Raw genomic sequence first — 22,452 nt, forward strand, 5'->3', positions numbered from 1 at the left:
ACTTCCATCTTATGATAGAGTAGCGTACATAGCAAGGACAAAAGGTGCCAGCAACGACTTAAAAACCGACCTCCCTGACTGACCTCCATTCGGTTCCCACGCCTACTAGAAGGCCAGCCAGGTCGGCAACTACTGATCTTCCTCTAGGTTCCCACTCCTATTGAAAGCTCAGCAAAATCGGTTGCTAGTGTTTAGATGTACTGATTGATGATGTTCTCCAACCACTCCTGCTTGCCGCTCTTCTGCTCCGGCTCGCCGTTCTGGAGAGCGTACGTGCGTAGGTCCTCCAGCGTGAGCTGCCCCTCTTCGAAGGCTTTGCCTTGGCCGCTGTCGAAGGAGGCGTAGCGCTGCTGACGGAACTGCTTGTAGGGCGACTTCTCCAGGATGTCGTTGGCTACCACCAGCGCCCGAGCAAACGTGTCCATGCCCCCGATGTGGGCCACGAAGATGTCCTCCAGGTCCGTGGAGTTGCGACGGGTCTTGGCGTCGAAGTTGATGCCGCCGGGCTTGATGCCCCCATGCTCCAGGATAATGAGCATGGACTCGGTCAGTTCGTTGAGGTTGTTGGGGAACTGGTCCGTGTCCCAGCCGTTCTGGTAGTCACCCCGGTTGGCGTCCATCGAGCCCAGCATATTAGCATCAGCCGCTACTTGCAGCTCATGCTGGAACGTGTGGCCCGCCAGCGTGGCGTGGTTCACTTCTAGGTTCAGCTGGAAGTCGTTCTCCAGGCCGTGCTCCTTGAGGAAGCCGATGACCGTGGCCGCGTCGAAGTCGTACTGGTGCTTGGTGGGCTCGGCGGGCTTAGGCTCAATGAAGAACTTGCCCTGGAAGCCTTGCTGGCGGGCGTAGTCGCGGGCCATGGTGAGGAAGCGGCCCATGTGGGCCAGCTCACGCTTCATGTTGGTGTTCAACAGGGTCATGTAGCCTTCGCGCCCGCCCCAGAACACGTAGTTCTCCCCGCCCAGGGCGATGGTGGCGTCCAGCGCGTTCTTGACCTGCGTGCCAGCAAAGGCCAGCGCGCCGAACTCGGGGTTGGTGCTGGCCCCGTTCATGTAGCGCGGGTTCGAGAAGACGTTGGCTGTGCCCCAGAGCAGCTTCACGCCGCTTTCTTGCTGGTGCTCTTTCAAGTAGTCCACAATCGACTGCAGGTTGCGCTCGTACTCGGGCAGCGAGGAGCCCTCGTCTACCAAGTCGATGTCGTGGAAGCAGTAGTAGGGCGAGCCGATCTTGGTGAAGAACTCAAAGGCGGCATCGGCCTTGTCCTTGGCCCGACCCAGGAGGTCGCCTTGCGCATCCCAGGGGAAGTGCTTGGTGCCGGGGCCGAAGGGGTCGCCGCCCGTGCCGGTGAACGTGTGCCAGTAGGCCGTGGCGAAGCGCAGGTGCTCCTTCATGGTTTTGCCGGCCACCAGGCGATCAGCATCATACCATTTAAACGCGAGCGGGTTGTCCGACTCGCGGCCTTCAAACTTGATCTGCCCGATACCTTGGAAAAACTCGGTTTTGCTTAGCGTGATGGATGGCATAGTAGTTTGTTTTCGGTGTAGGTTGATGCTCACTGACGCTCGGCAGGTGATTGTACCTCGTTGCCCTAGGTATCAAATGGAATTAGCTTGTTGCTGACGAAGGAGCATGATCTGAGTCTGGCAACGAAAGCAGAGACTGCAACTGCAAAGTCTATTGCACTTGGCTGTCCGCTTGAAAGGGCGAAGCAGGCAATCCTTCCTTGTTGAAAAGATTCGCTCCTTCTGGATTATCGGCCCAAGCGTAACGGACGGATACAGGCGCCGTCACTTGGTCGCTCCAAACGACTACTTTATTGCCTTCCAGCTTAGCCTGCGCCCAGACGTACTTCTTATCGGGGCCAGCTACGGCAAAGTATTTGGGCTCACCATCTTTGGCGACAAGTCCGCTACCTACATTGGTGAAGGTGAGCGTTGCTTTGTTGCCGGCTACTTGCATCGCTTGGTAGAGCGGGCCCGCAGCAACTACTTTCGAGTCGCCGTAAGCCACTTTCTCAGCGGCCAGCGCCAACCGGTGGCCTACCGGCTGCTTGGTAAGCGGGTGAATATCATTCCATTCGCCCAAACCTAGGGTGACGGCCATGCCCGTGTTAGGCACGGCGAGTAGGCGGCGCTGAATGTCACGCATAGTGGCCCAGTCACTTTCCCCCGGCTCCTTTTTGGTAGCCATAAAGTTGGGGAGCTGCACGTAGAGGAAAGGAAGGTTTGGCTGCTGAAAGTGTTGGCGCCAGTCCGCTATCAGGCTGGTCATCAGGGCTTGATAGTCCTGCGGATGGCCAGCGTTTGATTCTCCCTGGTACCAGAGCACTCCTTTGATAGCATATGGTAGCACCGGCGCAATCATGCCGTTGTAGAGGCCGCCTGGCTGGTACTGAAACGTTGTGCTGCTCGGCGACGCCGGCATGGTAGCACCTAGCTTGTACTGCCAAGGCCCGCGCAGGTCAAGCGTTTGACCACTAGCAACGAGCCGATATTGCTTGTCGAGGGTAAAACCGCCCCGCCCGCCATTGCTGATGAGACGCACCACGATAATATTTTTACCGGGTTTCAGCACGTCTGGACCGAAGTCGTACTTGCGGGGTGGGTATTGGTAGCCAGTGGTACCTACTAGCTTGCCATTGAGGTAGGTAAAGTCAGAATCTACGAGCGTACCTAGTTCCAGGCGGGCGGGTTTGCCTACCATGCTGGCCGGCACGTCCACTTCCTTCCGGAACCATACCACTCCATTCACCGGACCGAGCGAAGTTTGGTCGGCCCAGTAGCCGGGCACGTTCATCGTCGCCCACCCTGCCGCCTCATAGCTAGGTGCGTACCACGGCTGCTGACCGGGCGCTTCGCCCTGGTCGGTTTGGTGCAAGCGCTGAGACCAAGCCCGGGAGGCGGCTTGCTCACGTTGCTGCGTGCTAGCTACCAAGGTGCTGTCTTTGTACTTCTCCCCTGCCTGCTGATAAGTCGGAAACTGTTTCAGTGCCTCGGCGCTCAGCCAAGCTTCAGCAGGCGAGCCGCCAACGGCATCTTTTATCAGTCCAATCGGTACTTGATACTTGGCATATAAGTCTTTGGCAAAGAAGTACGCCACAGCTGAAAATTCGCCAATACTTTGCGGGCTGACAGCGACCCAGCTACCACCCGTTAGGTCAGTTTTAGGCCCGTTGAAAGCGTAGCGCATGGGCGCGTTGAACTGCCGAATGCGCGCATTGCTGGCCGTTTCTACTTCTTCAGGGTACTTGTCGCGCACCCGGCTCATGGTGGTCTCCATGTTCGACTGACCCGAGCACAACCACACGTCACCAACCAATATATCACGTAGCGTCAGCTGGTTGCTGGCCGTAAGGGTCATATCAAAGGGGCCACCTGCCTTCAAGGCCGGTAGACTCACGCGCCACTCACCGACGGGGCTAGCCGTCGCACGGTACGTTTCTCCCTGAAAGCTAACTGCCACCTTTTCGCCTCCTGCGGCCCAGCCCCAGATGGTGACGGGCTTATCGCGCTGCAACACCATGCCGTTGCTCACCAACCGAGGCAGACGGACTTGACCCCGTGCGGATGGCAGCGTTAGCACAAACCCAGACGCAAAGAGAAATAAGCCCTTGAACAATACGTTCATATGTAAATAACCTAGGGTAAGTGAAGCGGCAAAAAAGACGCATGTCCTCTCTTGCTGCTTTTGATTGTAGATGACCTAGAAAGCTAGGTAAGAAGCTACTTCTTGGTGGAAGCGCCCCTTACCTAGCTTTTTTGCGCAAGGCAATGATTTAGTAACCAGCATTCTGTGTAACATCACCGCTCATTTGCCCACTCGTACGGTCGATTCCTGCTGCAGAACGGGGGCGTAACACGTGAAACAGCTGGACGTTTTTAGCCGCATCCGAGTCATAGCTCCCGATGTAATCGAGAGTAGACAATGGTTTTGACGCCACAAAAGCGGGCACGTACTTCTTCACCCGCTCCATCAGCTTGCCGGTACGTATTAAGTGGCGCTTACTTTTTCATTCGGGCAACCAATGCATCAAAGAGAAAAGGAGTGAAAGGATTGGCTGCCCACTACGAGTAGCCAATCCTTTCCCTTTCATCAGGCTATTAGTAGCCTGGGTTCTGATAAGCAGCTTTTACATCAGCTGGTACGTCCAGTGCATCAAGCTGGGCCTGCGGAATGGGACGCAGGTAATGATACGGCTGAATGGTACGCGTAACGGTAGTAGGCGTGTGGTCGCCGAAGTTATTGCCGCCAATACGGTAGGTTCCAGCCAGCTCGTTCCATTTCTGGGTGCGCACCAAATCATACCAGCGGTATCCTTCGCCGTAGTACTCACGCGAGCGTTCTGCCAAGATATAGTTGATGTCTATCGTAGCCGGAGTGGCCGCCACCATAGCCGCGCTGTTATCCTGCACCTTGGCTGCGTTGCTACTGTTGTCAAAGCGCCATTTGCCGGCCCGGGCCCGAATAACGTTAATCAATTCACGTGCGCTTTTGCCTGCTTTGGTGGTTGCTCCTTTTACGGCTGCTTCCGCCGCTACAAAGTATAGCTCAGAGAATTTGGCGACGTAGTACGGGCGTGTGCTGCCAGCATTGGGAGAACCTAAGCCCGTACCGTTATCCGTACGGTAAGGGCCAAGCTTCCACAGACCTGGATAGGCAATTCGGCTGATGCCATTCGGCCCAACTACCCAATCCGCTCTGCCGGGCAGCACGCCTGCGCCTACGCCACTTGCGCCTGCTCCGCTAGGATAGGTAATGGCAGTAGCCGGCTCTGAGTTCAGGAACGTCAGGATAGGATCACCCATGCTAACTGGCAGGTTATTGGCGTTGTACAAAGTCGTCTCCGGAACGCCTGTTCCTCTAAGCCAGTTGCCGCGGTACACCGTGGTAAAGGTACCATCGTAGCGAGAATCGTTGGTTTTGTCGGCAAACGTATTCATAATGGCGCCAATGGTAGGAGCCATACGTACCCAAGGGCGACCCAATGGCTGCACTGCTTCCCGCTGCACGGAAGAAGCATTACCTGTTCCGCTAGCTCCTGCTGTTTTGAAGCTTCTGATAGAGGGGTAGTTCCAGGTCAGCATCCAGCTGGCGAAGTTATCAGGGGCGCCGGCACTACCATTACTCAAGTCACCTGCGTTATACAACTGGCTGGATTCGGTATGGTCAGCGTACAACATCGTTTCCGCGTTGCGGTCATTCGTCCCCACGTTCACATCGTAGTACGTTGGTTGCAAGCGGTACTGGCCCGGATTGTCGATACCATCAGCTGCTAGGTCATACGCCTTTTGATAATACCATTGAGCGTTGTGGCCATCAGGATCTGTGCGTTGAGCCTCTGGATAGGTCGGAATGTTATTCGGGTTTTCAAGCCACCAAGCATAGGTTAGGTAGGCTTTTGCCAGATACAAGCGGGCAAGCGTTTTGGTGACACCACCAATAACACGCGGAGTCGCCGGCAAGTCGTTGATTGCGATTAGCAGATCCGGAAAAACGGCTTTGGTATACACTTCGGGTACTGTGTTGCGTACCGAAGTTCTAATCGGGGTGGTATTGAACTGCAGTTCACCTGAGCCTAAATCCAGCGGCACGCCCCCAAAGGTTTGAACCAGCAAGAAGTAGTCGAAGGCTCGGAAGAACCGTGCTTCAGCAACTAAGGCCGGCGAAACGGTACCCACGGCGGAGGCATTTTTAATAACGCCACTAGCCGTATTGATGTTGGGGAACGCCGCAAACCACACCCTGTCGGCGCGGCTGTTATTGCCGTTAAACGCCGCTCTGCCTGAGAGGTCCGCGGCCAGGAAGTTCTCGTCGGCGCTTTGGCCATAGGTTACTTCGTCTGTCCCGGTTTCGGTGACGTTATAATAGTAAGCCTCTCCGTAGATGTAGCGCAGGTGAGCATACATAGATGTCAACCCTCCGCTAACACCTCTTTCGGTTTGAAAAAAGCCTGGCTCGTAAAAACTTCTGGGCTGCTCCTCTAGCAGATCTGTGCAGCCAGGCGCAGCTAGCGAGATTACCGCCGCCCCAATTAAAAAGGTTATGTTAGAACGTTTCATGTCTGATTTCCTTAGAAGGTAAGGGTAAGGCCTGCGAGATAAGTGCGGGTGGCCGGGGCATTAGTTCCCAGCGTTAGGATGCGGCTGAGGTTGGCGCCATATGCTACGGCCGCATTCTCGTTGCCGCGCGAGTTGGTTTCCGGATCCATGCCCGACTCTTTCTTGTAAGGCGAGAAGAACACGAACGGGTTCTGGGCCGTCGCGTAGAGACGCATTCTGCTCACGCCCTTACTTTTCAGCCACGTGATATTGTCGAAGTTATAGCCGAGTGTGATGGTGCGTATCTTCATATAAGAAGCATCAAAGTACCCAAGCGTGCTGCCATACTTCGGATTGTCGCTGCTTCTGGGACCAGCTGGATTAGGATATTTGGCATCCGTGTTAGTAGGAGTCCAGTAATCCACCTTCACGTTGTTGCGACGACCGCTCAGCATGTTGAGATAGCCGGCCGAGCCGTAGATGGTGCTGTTGAGCAAGCCGCCGTTTTGGAAGATACCTACTACGCTCAGATCAAAGCCTTTATACGCAACCCGGGTATTGAATCCGCCTTGAAATTTGGGGTTGGTATCTAGAATTTGCCGGTCTGCTGCGCCAATGGCTCGGGTAGGGGTACCATCTGCATTGTAGTCGCCAGTGTATTTCACCTTGATCATACCTGGGGCTCCGCCGGGCTCTAGAATGTTCAGGTACTGGTCTCCTTCTTGCCAGAGCCCGATTTTCTCGTAGTCAAAAACTACGTTGATCGGTTTTCCAACGAACCACCAGTTGTTTTCGTCCCTGGGCTGATTCCCCGCAAGCGCCGTAATCTTATTGCGGTTGGCGTACGCGTTAAGACCCGCTTCCCAAGTCCAGCCGTTGAGATTGTTCAGGATTACCCCGTTCAACGAAAGCTCAATGCCTTTGTTCTGGGTAGCGCCAACGTTGGCCGTGTAGCTTCCTACGCCCGAAGTGGCTGGCAAGCCTACGCTGAGCAGCAGGTTTTCGGTTTTGGTAACGTAGTATTCGACCGTACCGGAAAGACGGTTATTTAGGAGCGCGAAATCTACCCCGTAGTTCCAGGTCTTCGAGTACTCCCAACCCAACTTCGGGTTAGGCAGCTCGCTCACATACAAGCCGGTCTGGTAGCCAGTCGGCCCAAAATTGTAGGGACGGGTCGTTAACCGGCCCAAGGTAGCGTACGGGTTAACAGATTGGTTGGAAGTGACGCCATAGCCAGCCCGGAACTTCAGCATGTTCACGGCCGAAACATCCTGCATGAACGATTCTTTGGCTACGTTCCAGCCTACCGACACAGCGGGGTAGGTATTCCATTGGTAGCCTGGCGAGAGGCGCGAGGAGCCATCCGAACGAACCGTAGCTGACAGCAGGTACCGGTCGTCGTAGGAGTACATCACGCGGCCCATGTAAGACAACAGCCCGTATTTTGTATATCCTTGTTCGCCATTATTGGGTAAGGATATTTCGCCGGCGGCCAATGCTAGGTTGTAGAACTGGAAGGCGTCGGAAGGAATATCCCGGGCATTAATCTGCGACCGGTTGAACACGTTATTGGAAGCCGAGTACAGGGCTATTGCATTTATATTATGCTTCCCGGCAAAAGTGCGGTCGTACGACAGGATGTTTTCAACGGTATAATCGGTCGTAACGGAGTTGTTGACCGAGCCCGTAGAAACGTTAGTGGGGTTGTCGGAGCCGATGCCTTGCCCGGTGTAAGAGCCACCCTGGCTCTGCCGATAGTTTACGCCCAGATTGAGGCGATACTTCAGTCCTTCTACTCCCGGAATCTTAAACTCTCCGAAGATAGAGTTGTAGCTGGCAAAGCTTCTTGATTGGCTTAACCATTTGTCCTTGTTAGCCTCTACGACATCTTTGTTGTATACCCACTGATTGTCCTGTACCATGCTGACTACTCTTTTCAGAGAGCCATCCGCGTTGTACGGATTAGCAATTGGGGTTGCAGCCAAAATGCCGTATATACCTACGTTGCCGCCTTCGGTTAAGCTATAGCTGTTGTTCGCCGTAAAGCCCAAACGGACGTACTTGCCAACGCCTTGATCAAGCGTTCCGCGCACGGAATAACGGGTGTATTGTTGAGTTGGAATGACACCTTCTTCCTGGTAATAACCCGCGTTGAAATTATATCGCCCGTTCTGCGTGCCGCCGGAAACTCCTATGTTCTGATTGACCTGTATACCCGTTTTGTAGAGATTATCCTGCCAATCAGTATTCACGTCAGGTGACTCATCCAAGCCAAACTGCGGAACGCCGTTAGTTGCGTACAAGCCTGCTGCCTTGCGAAGCTCAACAAATTCAGCCCCATTCATCATAGGGTATCGAGAGAAGAGTGTTTTCGCGCCAACGAACCCATCATACGTTATTTGCGGTTTCTGACCTACTTTCCCGCCTTTGGTGGTTACCAAAACAACGCCGTTCGCCCCACGCGACCCGTAAATAGCTGTGGCCGAGGCATCTTTCAGAACATCAACACTCTGGATGTCGTTGGGGTTGATGTCGCCGATAGAGCCCGGAAAAGGGATGCCATCCAGTACGATCAGCGGATCATTGCTGGCAGTGAGTGACCGTACCCCACGAATGCGAATCTGGGTGGCAGCGCCTGGCTGGGAGGAGGTTTGCGAAAACTGCACACCGGGCAACCGGCCTTGCAGAGCCTGTGAGATGTTAGCAGCAGGTACCTCACGCAAGGTCTCGCCGCTGATGGAAGCCACCGAACCCGTTACCGCTTCGGCGCGCTGCACACCGTAACCTACCACCACTACCTCGTCCAGCGCCTTGGTGTTAGTAGCTAACTTGATATTTATGGTAGATCCGGAAACGACTACCTCTTGGCTTACGAAACCGATAGCGCTAAATACCAGCGTGCTTCCAGTAGGGGCTGACAACGTAAATCCGCCCTCGCCGTTGGTTGAAATCCCGTTGGTGGTACCTTTTTGTAGAACCGTGACGCCGGGCAGCCCTTCGCTGCTTTCTGCGCTGGTAACCCGGCCCGAAACTGTTTGTGTGGCTTGCGCCATTACTAGCGTGGGCGTAAGACCCAGTAGAGATAGGACTACTGCCCCACGCGCTACTGGTTGCCCGAAGCGTAGCATCGCAGCGTATAAAGGTGCTTTCATAATAGGTGGGAAATTGTTGGAAGAAAGAATTTATAAAAGCTGATTACCATCTCTGAAGTCGAAACATCTTCTTCGTAATCGATTGTGCAATCGATTGTGGTAGCATAGGTCAAGAAGACAACTTATGTAGCTGTAGCACACAATTTTTGGAAGCAGTCAGCAACACTTTGCTAAAAAGCAGAGTGATTGATTTACGCCTTTATCTGTATCCTATAATTAGGACAAAATCAACTTATGATTAAGGAAGTACCTTTGTCGACCTAGCCCTTCATACTATAAAGGGAGAGAGCTCTTGTTGATGAGCAATGCAAAGGTTTCTATAGCTTCTCACGTCAGATAAACTAGAAGCTACTATCCTCTTATAAGTAATAGAGCCACTTAATCGCTCCAGAGTCAGTCTCAAAACCTCCTGTGTAGTAATCCAAAGGTATTAGCTCTGCTAGCGCAGATATGCTCATATTCTTACAACAGATGTTCAATCGTTTTATGATAACTTACAAAATAAAAACGCCTTTAACGAGCTATTTAAGGCGTTTTATAAACCGTTGTGCTAGCTTTTTGAACATTTGTTGGCTCTCGTGCTAAGTAGAAATAACGAGGATTCGTCTAACTAGAAACAGATATTACACAAGTTTTTACATCGATAGTGCTTACCTCAGTAGTGCTCTACTATGTCTGTTTCTTAAGTCGTGGTATCGCAGAAACTAATATTCTATCCGCCCATGAGAATGCTACGTGCATAAACTGTTATTAGTCGAAGTAGGTGAAAAACTCTACCCACAACATCATTGAAAACTGCCCTAGGGCTCAACAGTCTAATTGCACTAGTAGCGGACAAACTACTTCGTACAAGGCTTTAGTTCGCCTACCTAGCTAGCACCTGTTTCTGTACATTAAGTCCCGAATGCTTACGCACATTCATGTAGCATCTCTCTTCGCTAGCGTAACTACCCTCACAGCATTCTTCTCTTAACGTGATGAAGTGGTTTGCCAAAAGCGCAAACGTTTCCGAAGTTGTACACGAGTTTACCAGATTACAGTGAGCATGGTTCTGCTAATGCTCTTCTCGCTCCTAGGTGAATGTTACCTTTGTAGAAGTATTTATGCTTGTTGCAGGATGCGGTAGGCGACAGTCATCAACCTAATTGAAGACATACTCCTCAGGTATCTATGGCTCATCCAAAACAACTTCACGCTGGATAGCTGTAAATTGAAAAAGTAGTATTAAAAATAATAGTATATGAGGCAGAAATCTAATTGTTTCGGCTATGTAGCTCCTAATTGGATGTTTGTGTTGTTGCTATATATAGCCATAGGGTTATCAGCGCGCCCTATTTTGGCTCAATCTGCGGATATAAAATTTACCACGCTAACTGCAAAAGACGGCTTATCTTCTAATACTATAAATACTATTTTAAAAGATAAGAGTGGCCTACTCTGGGTTGCTACAGAAGAAGGCTTAAACAGGTACGATGGCCGTAATTTCAAACTATACAACCTAGGAACGTCTAAAGGCACTACTTTTCAAAAAGTAGAAGTTTCTGCTCTACATGAAGACAAGACAGGACGTTTATGGGTTGGAACAATGGGCAATTCGCTTTATAGCTATGACCGATCGAAGGATGCTTTTATTCCATATCATTTCAGCGACAAAAACAATAAACTTTATAGCAAACATATAAAATCTTTGTGCAGTGATTCTTTCGGCAACATCTGGTTTGTAACAATTACAGATTTAAGAGTTCTAAACCCCAAAACTTCTGAAGTTAGCCAAGTTTTATTTAGCAGTTCACTCGATTATCCGAAAGTATCTAACCCCCTGTGTGTTTACAAAGATCATAAAAAAAGAATATGGATTGGAACTGAGCACGGGTTATATGTGCAAAAAGGACATACACGATCATTTCAGGTTTTCAAACATAATCGAACTGATGCAAACAGTGTAGTAAGTGATACAGTCCATACCATAGCAGAAGATCAAAACGGACAATTATGGATAGGCACTAGTAACGGAATAAGTCAACTTAGTGCAGATGAGAGAAGCTTTCGAAACTTCAAATTTTCTCACAAAGACAGTCACACAATTAGTAATAATTTTATTCATGCTATAGCACCCGATCAGGATAATACTATCTGGATTGGTACCGAGGGCGGATTAGATGTTATGGATATAAGGTCGGGAAGAGTTACCCGATACGCGCATGATAGTAGGGATGCCTTCAGCGTAAATAGTAAATCTATACAGAGTATATTAATCGACTCACAAGGTATTCATTGGGTTGGAACGTATAAAGGTGGCATCAATAAGTTCGACCGAAACCTCACGTTATTCGAGGGAAAGCGTAGTAGCGAGCTTGACCCACTCGGCCTTAATGCACCGCTGGTAACTTCTTTTGCGGAGAGCCCTACTGGAGACGTATTTGTAGGTACAGATGGGGGTGGACTCAATGTATATCATCCTAAGACAGGGTTGTTCAGTCGTATTCCCATCAAAAGCAAAGAGCGAATTGACCTAGCTGGTCTGCCCATCTTGAGTATGGTGCTAGACCATCGTAAGCAACTATGGCTAGGCACGTATAATCATGGCTTATTTCGTTACGATATTCAAACTGGTACTTATAAGCAATTCCTACAAGGCCCAGGCGAGTCAGATTTGAATCACAACCAAATTTTTTGCCTTAAAGAAGATAGCAACGGAAATATATGGATTGGTACAAATGGCGGTGGAGTAAACAGATATAACCCAGAGACTAATCAGATTACTAAATTTTTATCCGTTCCTAGTAAAGGAAGTAATCAGCTGTTCCCTATAAATAATTACATCCGTGCCATTGAAGAAGACGCCAACGGAAATATATGGATTGGCTCTCTTGGTAGTGGCATTGCTGTTTATCATCCTACTACTCGGCAATTCACCGCATATAAGTCGGCTCAGACAGGACTTGCATTAGACAATATAGCCTCTATTCAGAAGGATCACCGTGGTAATATCTGGGTTGGGACAGGTGGAGAAGGATTATATCTTTTTGATACTTATAAAAACAAATTTTTTTCTTTTTCTGGCAAAGAGGGCCTGCCAAATGGAGTTATTCATAAGATCTTAGAAGACAACAACGGCAGCATCTGGGTAAGTACGAACCAAGGGGTAAGCAAATTAAACATTGATAAAAAAGCATTTATTAACTACTCCCAAGATAATGGGCTCGTGAACAATGCTTTTCTAAATGGTGCAGGGATTAAATTAGCAAACGGGTTGCTCTTCTTCGGTAGCATCGAAGGATTTAACTATTTTGATCCGTCAAGTATTAAATTCAATCACAATATTCCATCAGTCTTACTAACAGAATTAAAGGTAGATAACAAAATAATAGAACCTAGCAGCACTTCTCCTTTGCAACATCAAATAGCAATAGCGAAGGAGATCCACCTAAACTACAAACAAAATTTTTCAATCGCCTATACTTCACTAAACTATACCTTACCACAGAAAAACCAGTATGCTTATCGCTTGAAGGGCTTTGATGAAGACTGGAATTATGTAGGTTCCACAAACATTGCTTATTACACAAACCTAGACCCTGGCGAGTACGAATTTATTGTCAAAGCTAGCAACAACGATGGCGTTTGGAATACGGTTGGCACTTCTGTCAAGATTATAATTAGTCCTCCTTTTTGGAAAACAATTTACGCCTATACCTTATATGTTGGGCTGCTTGGTTTTGCCATATTGTACATGCGCTACCGCGGTATTAAAAAACTGAAGAAAGAGTTTAGGCAGCAACAAGAAAGAAAAGAGAGAGAACGAGTCCGCGAACTAGACTTACTAAAAATTAAGTTCTTGACCAACTTGAGTCACGAGTTTCGTACTCCTATTTCGTTAATTCTGGCGCCTACCGACAAGCTTCTGGCACAGCAACAAGATCCTCATAGCAATGGGCAGTTGCATGTGATCCGACGTAATGCGCGGCGGCTGTTGCACTTAGTCAATCAATTGTTGGACTTCCGGAAAATGGAAGAGCACGAGCTCAGCCTGAACCTTTCCGCAGGCGAGATAACTGCCTTTGTCCGAGAAGTGACTGACTCTTTCCAAGACCTAGCGGAAGTTAAGAAGATTGACTTATCGTTGCGTTTGCCTTCCAAAAAGCTGTTTGTGCAATTTGATTATGATAAAGTAGAGCGAATTCTGGTTAATCTGCTTTCGAATGCCTTTAAATTCACCCCTGAAGGAGGAACGATCAGTGTTGAGCTAACGGTGCAGGCCAGCCATGATGACACGCTAGAGAAGACAGTATGTATTCAGGTCGCTGATAGTGGTGTTGGAATTCCGTTAGACAAACAAGAACTCATCTTTCAACGCTTCTTCCAGGGGCAGCAAGTCGCTTCCGTGGTAGGCCAGAGTAGCGGTATTGGCCTGTCTATTACCAAGGAATTTGTTCAGCTACACGGTGGTCATATCTCGGTGGAGAGCGAGCTAGGTGAAGGCACAACCTTTACGGTATTACTTCCACTCACAACTACCCCTCCCCTAGCGGACAGTGCAGTAATTACCGAAACACCGGAACCTCGCCAAGAGCCTGCTAAGTCAGTAAAGCTTACTAAAAAACAATCTACCAGTGAGTTGCCCCACTTACTGATTGTAGAGGATGACGACGAGTTTCGTTATTATTTGAAAGACAACCTAAAAGAGCATTATAAAATCACGGACGTGTTGAACGGCAAAGATGGCTGGTATAAGGCCCTCGCTTGTCACCCAGATCTAATTGTCAGTGATATTACCATGCCGTATATGGATGGCGTTGCCCTGAGCCGGAAGCTAAAATCAGATAAGCGAACTTCTCATATCCCCATTATCCTGCTAACTGGCCTCACACGTGAGGAAGAACAACTGAAAGGCCTTGAATCCGGTGCTAGTGATTATTTGACTAAGCCGTTCAACTTCGAGATTCTGAATGCTAAAATCAGGAACCTACTTGAGCTGAACCGGTCTTTGAAAACCACGTACACCAAACAGCTGAAGGTGGTACTTAACCAGGTAGATATAGCATCGAGTAGTGAAAAATTCCTCAACAATGTGGTGCTGTATATTGAGAAAAACCTCACAAACTCGAACTTCTCAGTCGAGGAACTCAGTGAGCATTTTGGCATGAGCCGAGGCTCGATGTACAGTAGAATACTAGAATTGACAGGCATGCCTCCGGTCGAGTTCATACGATCCTTTAAATTGGATCGAGCGGCAGTATTGTTGCGAGAAAGCGACTTAACCATCTCTGAAATTGCTTACCAGGTTGGGTTCGCCACGCCCCACTACTTCACCAAATCCTTCAAAGCCAAGTTCAGCATATTGCCTTCCGATTATAGGAAGAGTAAAAAGCAAGACCTAGCTACTTAATCCAGCCGTGATAGACTAGTATGCTTTACCGCCTGCACCTTGGATGGCTAGTCAGGGCCCGTTCCAAGGGCTTCTGCATCCGGGAAGTGCCGGTGCGTTGGGAATGCAATGGCTGCAGCAAAGCCCGTATTTGGCACCTACTTCGGGAGTTTTAGCAGGTACAACACCTCCAAAAGCAGATCCACTAAGTAGCGAAAAAGGTAAATGGCTGCGCAAAGCACCTGCCTATTGCCCCTAGAAGTACTGCTGAAGCAGGCCTTCCACCTTCTCGCGGGTCAAGGGCTTGTTCAACACTCCCGCCACAGGCAGCAGTTGCACTCGCTCCAGATCCTGGGGCAGCAGCGAGGTCGTCAGCATGACAATGACGATACTCTTCTGCTGGTCTAGCGGTAACCGGGTGTAGGCTTCTAGGAACTCCAAGCCATTCATCACTGGCATTTTCATGTCCAGCAAGATTAGGTTGGGGCAGCTCGCGCTCGGCGGCACGCAGGTCTGATGCAGGAGCTGGAGCGCTTCGGCCCCATTTTCGGCGACTAGCACGTGCTGGGCAGTGCCCATCCGCTTGAGCAAGGTTTGATTTAGGAAGTTAGTGGTCGAGTCGTCGTCCACCAGCAGGATGCTAGAAAGGGAGGGCATGCAAAAAAGAAGGCTACCAACGCGAGAGAAGTAGAGGGTGGTACGGCGAAGCAGGCTAGGGGTTGCCTCAAGGCCTCTTAAGCCGGGAACGAAGCCACGAAGGTAGAGCCCTCCCCTACTTGACTTTCTACAGAAAGTACGCCGCCAACGTTTTCAACCATCTTCTTGACCATGTACAAGCCCACGCCTGTACCTTCCACGTGCGTGTGCAGACGCTGAAACAGTCCAAAGAGCTTGGCCTGTTGTCCCTCCGATAAACCTAAGCCATTGTCCTGCACCCGCAGCACGTGCCGATTGCCTTCGGTGTGGCAGCTAATATGCACGCGGGGTACCCTATCGGGATAGTGGTATTTCAGGGCGTTGCTGATGAGATTGTACAGTATTGAGCGCAGGTTCTTCTCGGAGATAACCAGTGTGGGGCACGCCGCCACATCGACCGTCAGCTGCCCACCCGACTCCATGAGCAGGGGTTGTAGATCCTGGCGCACGTCCTCCAGGACAGGTGCTAGGTCTGTGGACACGGCGGGACGGCTAAATTCGAGTTGAAGCTTGCTCACGTCAGTGAGGTGCTCGATGGTACGCTTGAAGCGCTCCACCGCGTCTTGCATGCGCGTCAGCAAGGCGGTAACATCTTCGTCGGTTTGACCCGCGGCGGGTAGCAAGTCCTCGCGCAGCAGCCGCAACAAGCCTTCGATGTTGCTGATAGGGGCTTTCAGGTCGTGCGAGGCCGAGTAGATGAAGTTGTCGAGATCTACATTGGTGCGCGTAAGCTGACCGTTGGTGAGGCTAAGCTCCGTATTGATTGCTTGCAAATTTTCGTTGAGCTGCTGTACCTGCCGGCGAGCCATTACCTGCTCCGTGACGTCGTAGGCAAAAGTGCTGACGCCCACAATTTCCCCGTTTTCGCGATAGGCCGAAAAGGTAGAGTTGAAATAGGCCTGGCTCGCCGGTCCGCCCTCTACCTCCGTTACTTCATACGGGACTTCGTAGCCGTACGTGGTTTCTCCCGTGGTGTAGACGGTATCGAGCATGGCGGTGTAGCCATGAACTTCTGTATCGGCCATGCCCTCTACCACAGGGCGGCCAACCGAGTTGCGGCCACCATACATGCGAATATGGGTAGGGTTCTGGTAGGAGATACGGTGCTCTGGTCCGCGCAGAATGCAGATTGCCGCCGGAGTTTGCTCTAAGATCTGATAGAAACCCTCACGCTCTTGAGTCACGCGCTGGGTAGCGGCGGCCAACTCCTGGGTGCGCTCCTGCACGCGGGTTTCCAGCTGGTCATTCAACTCGCGCAACTCGGCTTGCGTGTGCTCCAGCTTAGCGTTATTAGTCGTGAGTTCTTCGTTGAGCTGCCTAGTTTGGCGCTCCTGCGCTTCGAGGCGCTGACGAGCCCGCACTTGCTCGGTCACGTCATGGGCAACAACTAGCACGCCGTTCATCTGCCCCTGTGCCGTGCGCTGCGGTTGGTAAACAAAGTTGAAGTAAATGGTCTCAAGCTGGCCATGACGAAGCAAACGAAAGGGTAGCTCGGTTCCCTCGTAAGGCACGCCGGAGTGCAGCACTCCATCGAGCAGGGTGTCCACGCCTTGCCCCTGTAGTTCGGGTAGGGCGTCGAGCAGCGGTTGGCCGAGGAGCAGCGACTCCGGACGGGCCCAAAGCTCGCACACAGTCGGGTTGGCTATTTGGATGCAGTAGTCCGCGCCTTCGAGGTAGGCAATAGCAACGGGCGCTTGGTGGAGTACATCGTGTAGCAGCTGGCGCTGGGCTTCCGTCTCCGATTGGGCACGCAGCACGTCCTGCATTTGGGTCTGCACACGGGCTTCAAGATCCTTGTTGAGTTGACGCAGCTGGATTTGTGTGTAGGTAAGCTCGTCGTTATTAGCCCTGATTTCTTCGTTGGCAGCTTGCAGCTCCTCGTTAAGCAACTGGGTCTGGCGCTCCTGTGCCTGCAACTGCTGGCGAACCAGTATCTGTTCCGTAACATCGATCGACACGTTCAGCACGCCAAGCAGCTTACCATCCGTATCGTAGAAGGGCTGGTACACGAAATTGTGATACGTCGTTTGCACCTGCCCATTGACCAGCAACTCAGCGGGTACTTCCGTGCCGCTGATCGGCACCCCTGTGCGGGCGACTTCCTGCATCAACTCCGTGAAGCCTTGCCCCCGCAACTCAGGAACGCCCACCAGCAGCGGCTGGCCAATTACTTGCTCGGGCACGTAGCCCCACATGGCGCACAACAGGTCGCTGGCGGCGGTTACCACCTGCTGCTCACCCTGGAATACTCCGATGCCGACGGGGGCTTGTGCCAGCACCGCCTGCAACACATTCCGCTCCCGCTCGGCTTCAGCATGGGCGGCCTGCACTTCGGTCATATGCTGCTCCTCGCGGGTTTCCAACTCCTGCTTCAGCAGGCGCAGCTCTTTTTTAAGAGCGTTCAACTCGGACGGTTCCGTGGTCGGACTTGGAACTACTGCGGCGGCTATAGGCGGCTGCTCAGCCTGCGTTTTGGTTTCGCGCAGGGTAGCTTCCGCGGGTAGATGGGCGGGAGTAGTTGTGTCCGTGAGGGTAGCCAGCAGTAACTCATCTACGCGCTGCGCTTCTACCCGGAAAGAATAGTCGTAGCCATCGATCTGGTAGCTAAGCTCGCAGTGCCCTGGCTTGTCGCTCGCATACGTAGCTAGGTGAAAGGCTAGGTCACCGTTGGTACGACTGGCCGGAAACTGCTCAGTGTAAGTACGGGTAGGCACCTGCGACACACCTAGCATGCGCTGAGCAGCGGAATTCAGGTAGGCGAAGCGGAAATCGATGACTTGGCCGCCGTCATCATAGACGGGATGATAGTAGACGACTCCGTGTGGTAAAAGCGCAACCAGCGCTGATAGAGTCGTAATAGCAGGCGGGAGTCCTGCGGGGAGCGATGGGGAAGCGTCAGGCATAGAGCAGCAGAGGGAGCCGCGAAAATACGGTTCCGACTAACCAATAACTACCAGAGCGGTTCCCTAGTTCTGACAAGCTCCGCTCTTGCGCATCACAAGACAATCACGCCGCTAGTCCAAGCGGTTGATCTGATTAGGTTGCTGGGTACAGAAGCGCACTGAGGAGAGGGAATTTACTAGCTAAGCAAAACCCAGATGAGGCTTCTACAGAGAGCACCGCTTTGTGCTGCTCTCTGTAGAAGCCTTCCAAAAAATCAGCCTCCACAGGCTGGAATGTTGTGTTTACTGGTACGTCTGAAGACGCAGTTTTGCTTTACCTATTACTGCTCTACCCTACTTCTTACTCCCACGACCAATACAGCCTTAACTACTATCGCGCAGACTTACGGCTGTTTCTGGGCATCGATAACGGCAATGGCAGTCATGTTCACGATTTCGCGCACCGAGGCACCAATTTGAAGAATATGCACAGGCTTGCGCATACCCATCAGAATAGGACCTACGACTTCGGCCCCGCCAATTTCCTGCAGCACTTTGTAGGCAATGTTGCCCGATTCTACATTGGGGAAGATGAGCGTGTTAGCACCAGCATCGGCTAAGCGGCTGAAGGGGTATTGTTCGCGCAGCAAGTCACGGTTCAGTGCCGTGTTGGCCTGCATCTCACCATCTAGCAACAAGTCAGGGTAACGCTGCTGAGCTAGGTTCGTGGCGCGGCGCATCTTCTCCGGCAACTCACCGGCGTTGGAGCCGAAGTTGGAGTAGCTGATCATGGCCACCCGGGGCTCGATGCCAAAGGCACGTACGCTGCGAGCCGTCAGCCCCACAATGTCCACCAGATCTTCGGCCGTGGGGTTGATGTTCACGGTGGTATCGGCGAAGAAGTACGGGCCTTTTTTGTGTAGAATGACGTACATACTCGCTACGCGTTGGAGCCCAGGTTCCACCCCAATAACGCGCAGAGCTGGCGAAATGCTCTTGCTATAATCTTTGGCTAGGCCTGTGATAAAAGCGTCGGCCTGACCTGTTTCCAGCATGAGCGCGCCGTAATAATCCCGTTCGCGCAGCAGGCGCTGAGCTTCGTATAGTGTTACACCCTTGCGTTGCCGCTTTTGAAACAAGTGCTCTGCAAAGGCTTGGCGTTGCTCGTCTTGTTGCAGAATATCAATGACTTCGCAACCGGCTAGGTCGAGGTTGTTCGCTTGGGCCAAGGCGGCTACTTTCTCCTTGTTGCCGAGCAAAATGGGATTGGCAATGCCTTCCTCCACCAAAATTTGTGCGGCCTTGAGGATCTTGTAATTATCGCCCTCCGCAAAAACAACCCGCTTGGGGCTGGCCTTGGCGCCCGAGGTAATGCGGTTCAAAATCTTCTGATTGACACCTAGGCGGGCGCGCAGTTCCTCGTCGTAGGCTAGCCAGTCGGTTATGGGACGGCGAGCCACGCCGCTTTCCATGGCAGCCCGCGCCACGGCCGGACTGATGCTTAGAATCAAGCGTGGGTCGAGCGGCTTGGGGATGAGGTAGGTGCGGCCAAAAGCGAGGGTATTGTCGCCGTAGGCGTTATTCACGAGGTCGGGCACGGTATCCTTGGCTAGCTCCGCCAGCGCGTGCACGGCGGCTAGCTTCATGGCCTCGTTGATTTCGGTGGCGCGCACGTCCAAGGCTCCCCGGAAGATGTAGGGGAAGCCTAGCACGTTGTTGACCTGGTTCGGGTGGTCGGAGCGGCCCGTGGCCATAATGATGTCGTGGCGCGTGGCGATGGCTAGGTCGTAGTCAATCTCGGGGTTGGGATTGGCTAGGGCAAACACAATGGGGTTGGGCGCCATGGTCAGCAGCAACTCGGCCGGCAGCACGTTCGCCGCCGAGAGACCTAGGAACACGTCGGCACCCTGCATAGCCTCGGCCAGCGTCGTGATCGGGCGTGTAGTGGCAAACTGTAGCTGCAAAGGAGCTAGGTCGGTGCGGGCTGGGGTGATGATGCCATCCTTGTCGAAGACCACCACGTTCTCCAGCTTCACGCCGAGCTCTAGGTACAAGCGCAGGCAAGACACGGCCGCGGCACCTGCCCCGCTCACGACGAGCTTCACTTTGTCAATCTGTTTGCCGACCACTTCTAGCGCATTCAGCAAGGCCGCCGAGGTGATGATGGCGGTACCATGCTGGTCGTCGTGCATGAGTGGAATATTCATCTGCTCGCGCAGCGCCGTCTCGATGCGGAAGCACTCGGGCGCCTTAATATCTTCTAAGTTGATACCACCAAACGTCGGCTCCAAGGCCTTCACGATGCGGATGAACTCGTCGGGGTCGGTGGCGTCAATCTCGATGTCGAAGCAGTCGATGCCGGCAAACTTCTTGAACAACACACCTTTGCCCTCCATCACCGGCTTCGAGGCTTCCGGGCCGATGTTGCCGAGGCCCAGCACTGCCGTGCCGTTGCTGATGACCGCTACCAAATTGCCTTTAGCCGTGTATTTGTACACGTCATCGGGGTTTTCGAAGATGGCCATGCAAGGTTCCGCCACGCCGGGGGAGTACGCCAGGGCTAGGTCGGCTTGGGTACTAACAGGCTTGGTGGGCACTACCTCAATCTTACCGGCTGGGCCTTGAGCGTGATAGTTGAGGGCGTCTTGTTTGTTGATTTTGAGCATAATACAAGGGTAATAAGCAGTGCTTCAGGATGCCTTTGCCTAGGTCGGCTGTGCACTAAAGCGGCTGCACGCGGGGTGCCAACTAGGCCTACAGAATCACTTGCAACTGCATCGTGACTTCAGGCCGGTAGTCAAGATTATTGATGTTATTGAAGTCGGGACGGGCGCGGTAGTTCAGCGTCACTTTGGCCTGGTGCCCGTCGAGCAGCACATTCACGCCCCCGTCCATAACGTGCACGTCCTGTATGCGGCCGTCGGTGCGGCGTAGGCCGTCGTAGCGCCCGTGAGTGTAGTCGACGTACGGCTGCAGGCGGATTTTAGGACCTAGCAACCTTTGCGGCAGCAGGAAACCCGTCTGAATAGTTTGGGCGGTGCCGGTGCCTAGCACCGGTATCGAATTGCCGCGGAGCACGGCTGAGCCTGCCCCTGGGTTGATGGTGCCGCCGTAGCGCATGAAGTTAGAACCCATGTTGTAGCGATAGAAGGCACCGTAAACCGTGAACGCCGTTTTGTTGCCAGCAGTCGTGTCGACCGGCGTATCGTAGAAGATGTCGGCGGCTAACACGCTCAGATCTTGTTTCGTGTACGGAATCGTCCAGGCGCTGGTAGTGGGCTGCAAGCTAGGTGCCGCCTCCGACCGCATGTACATGCCATTGCCGTAGTAGAGGAAACCCGTCCCTATGTTTAGAACCCGCTTGCTGCCGAGGTAAGTACCCACTGTGAAGGGCACCAAGTTGGCTTCTTTTTCCAGGAATTCCCAGGTGAAATAGCCTTGGTACACTTTTCCGCGCGCCCGTGGGTTGAAGGCCGCCACATCGGTGGTGAGGGTGGCGGGCGTGCTGCTCAGGTTGTTGCGGAAGGCATCGTTTACTGACAAACGGTAGTCGAAGTGCCCGAACCGGCCGTGGGCGAATAAGCCGAGCCCCCGGCCCGTCTGGTCGATGGCATCGGTCACGGGCCACTGAGTGCCAGGCACATCCAGGGTAATCAGCGAAAAGGCAGCGAAGCTGCTCTGGCGCGAAATGCCGTTGTAGGCATGCAAGCCGCCGCCTAGGCTCAGGTGGCTGTTTACTTTATAGTCAACGGTGGCGTCGTGCAGGTAGAACGACGGCTTTTTGCCTGGCCCAGTTGGTTCACCCGGCCCCCCACCCGACAGCGTGTTTTGCGAGTTGACACCTAGCTGCGTGATGATGACGAAGCGCGAATTAAGCTGCGCCACCAGCAGTACCCGGGAACGGCGCAGGCTAAAATCGGTCTGGCTAGGGGTAGGTTCCTCCGTGGCCGACAGGGTACCGGTGTTGTTTTCCGTGTAGCGGGCCCAAACCTGGTGCGCGGTCATGATGCGCACGTACTTCGAGCCGTCGGGCGAAATGTTGATCTTCATGCCCGCTCCGTAGGGCGCCGATTTGGCAGGTTGCGCATCGGGCTTCGGAACGACGTTGGGGGCCGGGTCGGGCGCCTTGCCGGGTGTCGGCGGCATGATTACCTGAGCGTGTGCTACCGATCCAGCGAGCAGGGCACCTACGAGTAGGAGCCAGTTCAAAGGCTTGTGCATGAGGGAAAAAAGAATAGTGGGAGTTTGGGGAGGCGGATGCTACCTAGGGCTTGGCAAACCCTAGGAGAGCGAAACTAGCGCGGTGTTTAGGCGGC

Annotated in this window: 9 protein-coding genes; 1 reads left to right on the plus strand and 8 read right to left on the minus strand. The window is 52.5% G+C overall.

Annotation, left to right across the window (positions count from 1 at the left end; genetic code table 11):
- Positions 1-191: 191 nt before the first annotated feature.
- The 4 genes from xylA to SD425_RS17500 form a co-directional block, all read right to left on the minus strand.
- Complete coding sequence (gene xylA, locus SD425_RS17485) at positions 192-1,523, minus strand: xylose isomerase (RefSeq protein ID WP_324671232.1); 1,332 nt, start codon at positions 1,521-1,523, stop codon at positions 192-194.
- Between the two features lie 151 nt (positions 1,524-1,674).
- Positions 1,675-3,627 (minus strand): sialate O-acetylesterase, encoded by a 1,953-nt coding sequence (locus SD425_RS17490; protein WP_324671233.1) that lies wholly within the window; start codon positions 3,625-3,627, stop codon positions 1,675-1,677.
- A gap of 473 nt (positions 3,628-4,100) precedes the next feature.
- Positions 4,101-5,906 (minus strand): RagB/SusD family nutrient uptake outer membrane protein, encoded by a 1,806-nt coding sequence (locus SD425_RS17495; RefSeq protein WP_324671234.1) that lies wholly within the window; start codon positions 5,904-5,906, stop codon positions 4,101-4,103.
- A 164-nt stretch (positions 5,907-6,070) separates the two neighbouring features.
- On the minus strand, positions 6,071-9,190 hold the full coding sequence (locus SD425_RS17500) for a TonB-dependent receptor (RefSeq protein ID WP_324671235.1): 3,120 nt from the start codon (positions 9,188-9,190) through the stop codon (positions 6,071-6,073).
- Between the two features lie 1,240 nt (positions 9,191-10,430).
- On the opposite strand from SD425_RS17500, the gene SD425_RS17505 reads away from it, so the two are divergent.
- Positions 10,431-14,579 (plus strand): hybrid sensor histidine kinase/response regulator transcription factor, encoded by a 4,149-nt coding sequence (locus SD425_RS17505; RefSeq protein ID WP_324671236.1) that lies wholly within the window; start codon positions 10,431-10,433, stop codon positions 14,577-14,579.
- 234 nt (positions 14,580-14,813) lie between these two features.
- Here the strand turns inward: SD425_RS17505 and SD425_RS17510 are convergent, their stop codons facing one another.
- From SD425_RS17510 to SD425_RS17525, 4 genes are all read right to left on the minus strand, one after another.
- Positions 14,814-15,215: a response regulator gene (locus SD425_RS17510; RefSeq protein WP_324671237.1), complete on the minus strand. Its 402-nt coding sequence runs from the start codon at positions 15,213-15,215 to the stop codon at positions 14,814-14,816.
- 77 nt (positions 15,216-15,292) lie between these two features.
- Positions 15,293-18,157, minus strand: a complete 2,865-nt coding sequence (locus tag SD425_RS17515) for a PAS domain-containing protein (RefSeq protein WP_324671238.1) — start codon at positions 18,155-18,157, stop codon at positions 15,293-15,295.
- 383 nt (positions 18,158-18,540) lie between these two features.
- Positions 18,541-20,802: an NADP-dependent malic enzyme gene (locus SD425_RS17520; RefSeq protein ID WP_324671239.1), complete on the minus strand. Its 2,262-nt coding sequence runs from the start codon at positions 20,800-20,802 to the stop codon at positions 18,541-18,543.
- 88 nt (positions 20,803-20,890) lie between these two features.
- Complete coding sequence (locus SD425_RS17525) at positions 20,891-22,357, minus strand: hypothetical protein (protein ID WP_324671240.1); 1,467 nt, start codon at positions 22,355-22,357, stop codon at positions 20,891-20,893.
- Positions 22,358-22,452 lie beyond the last annotated feature (95 nt).

This window comes from Hymenobacter sp. GOD-10R (genome assembly GCF_035609205.1).
Taxonomy (GTDB): domain Bacteria; phylum Bacteroidota; class Bacteroidia; order Cytophagales; family Hymenobacteraceae; genus Hymenobacter.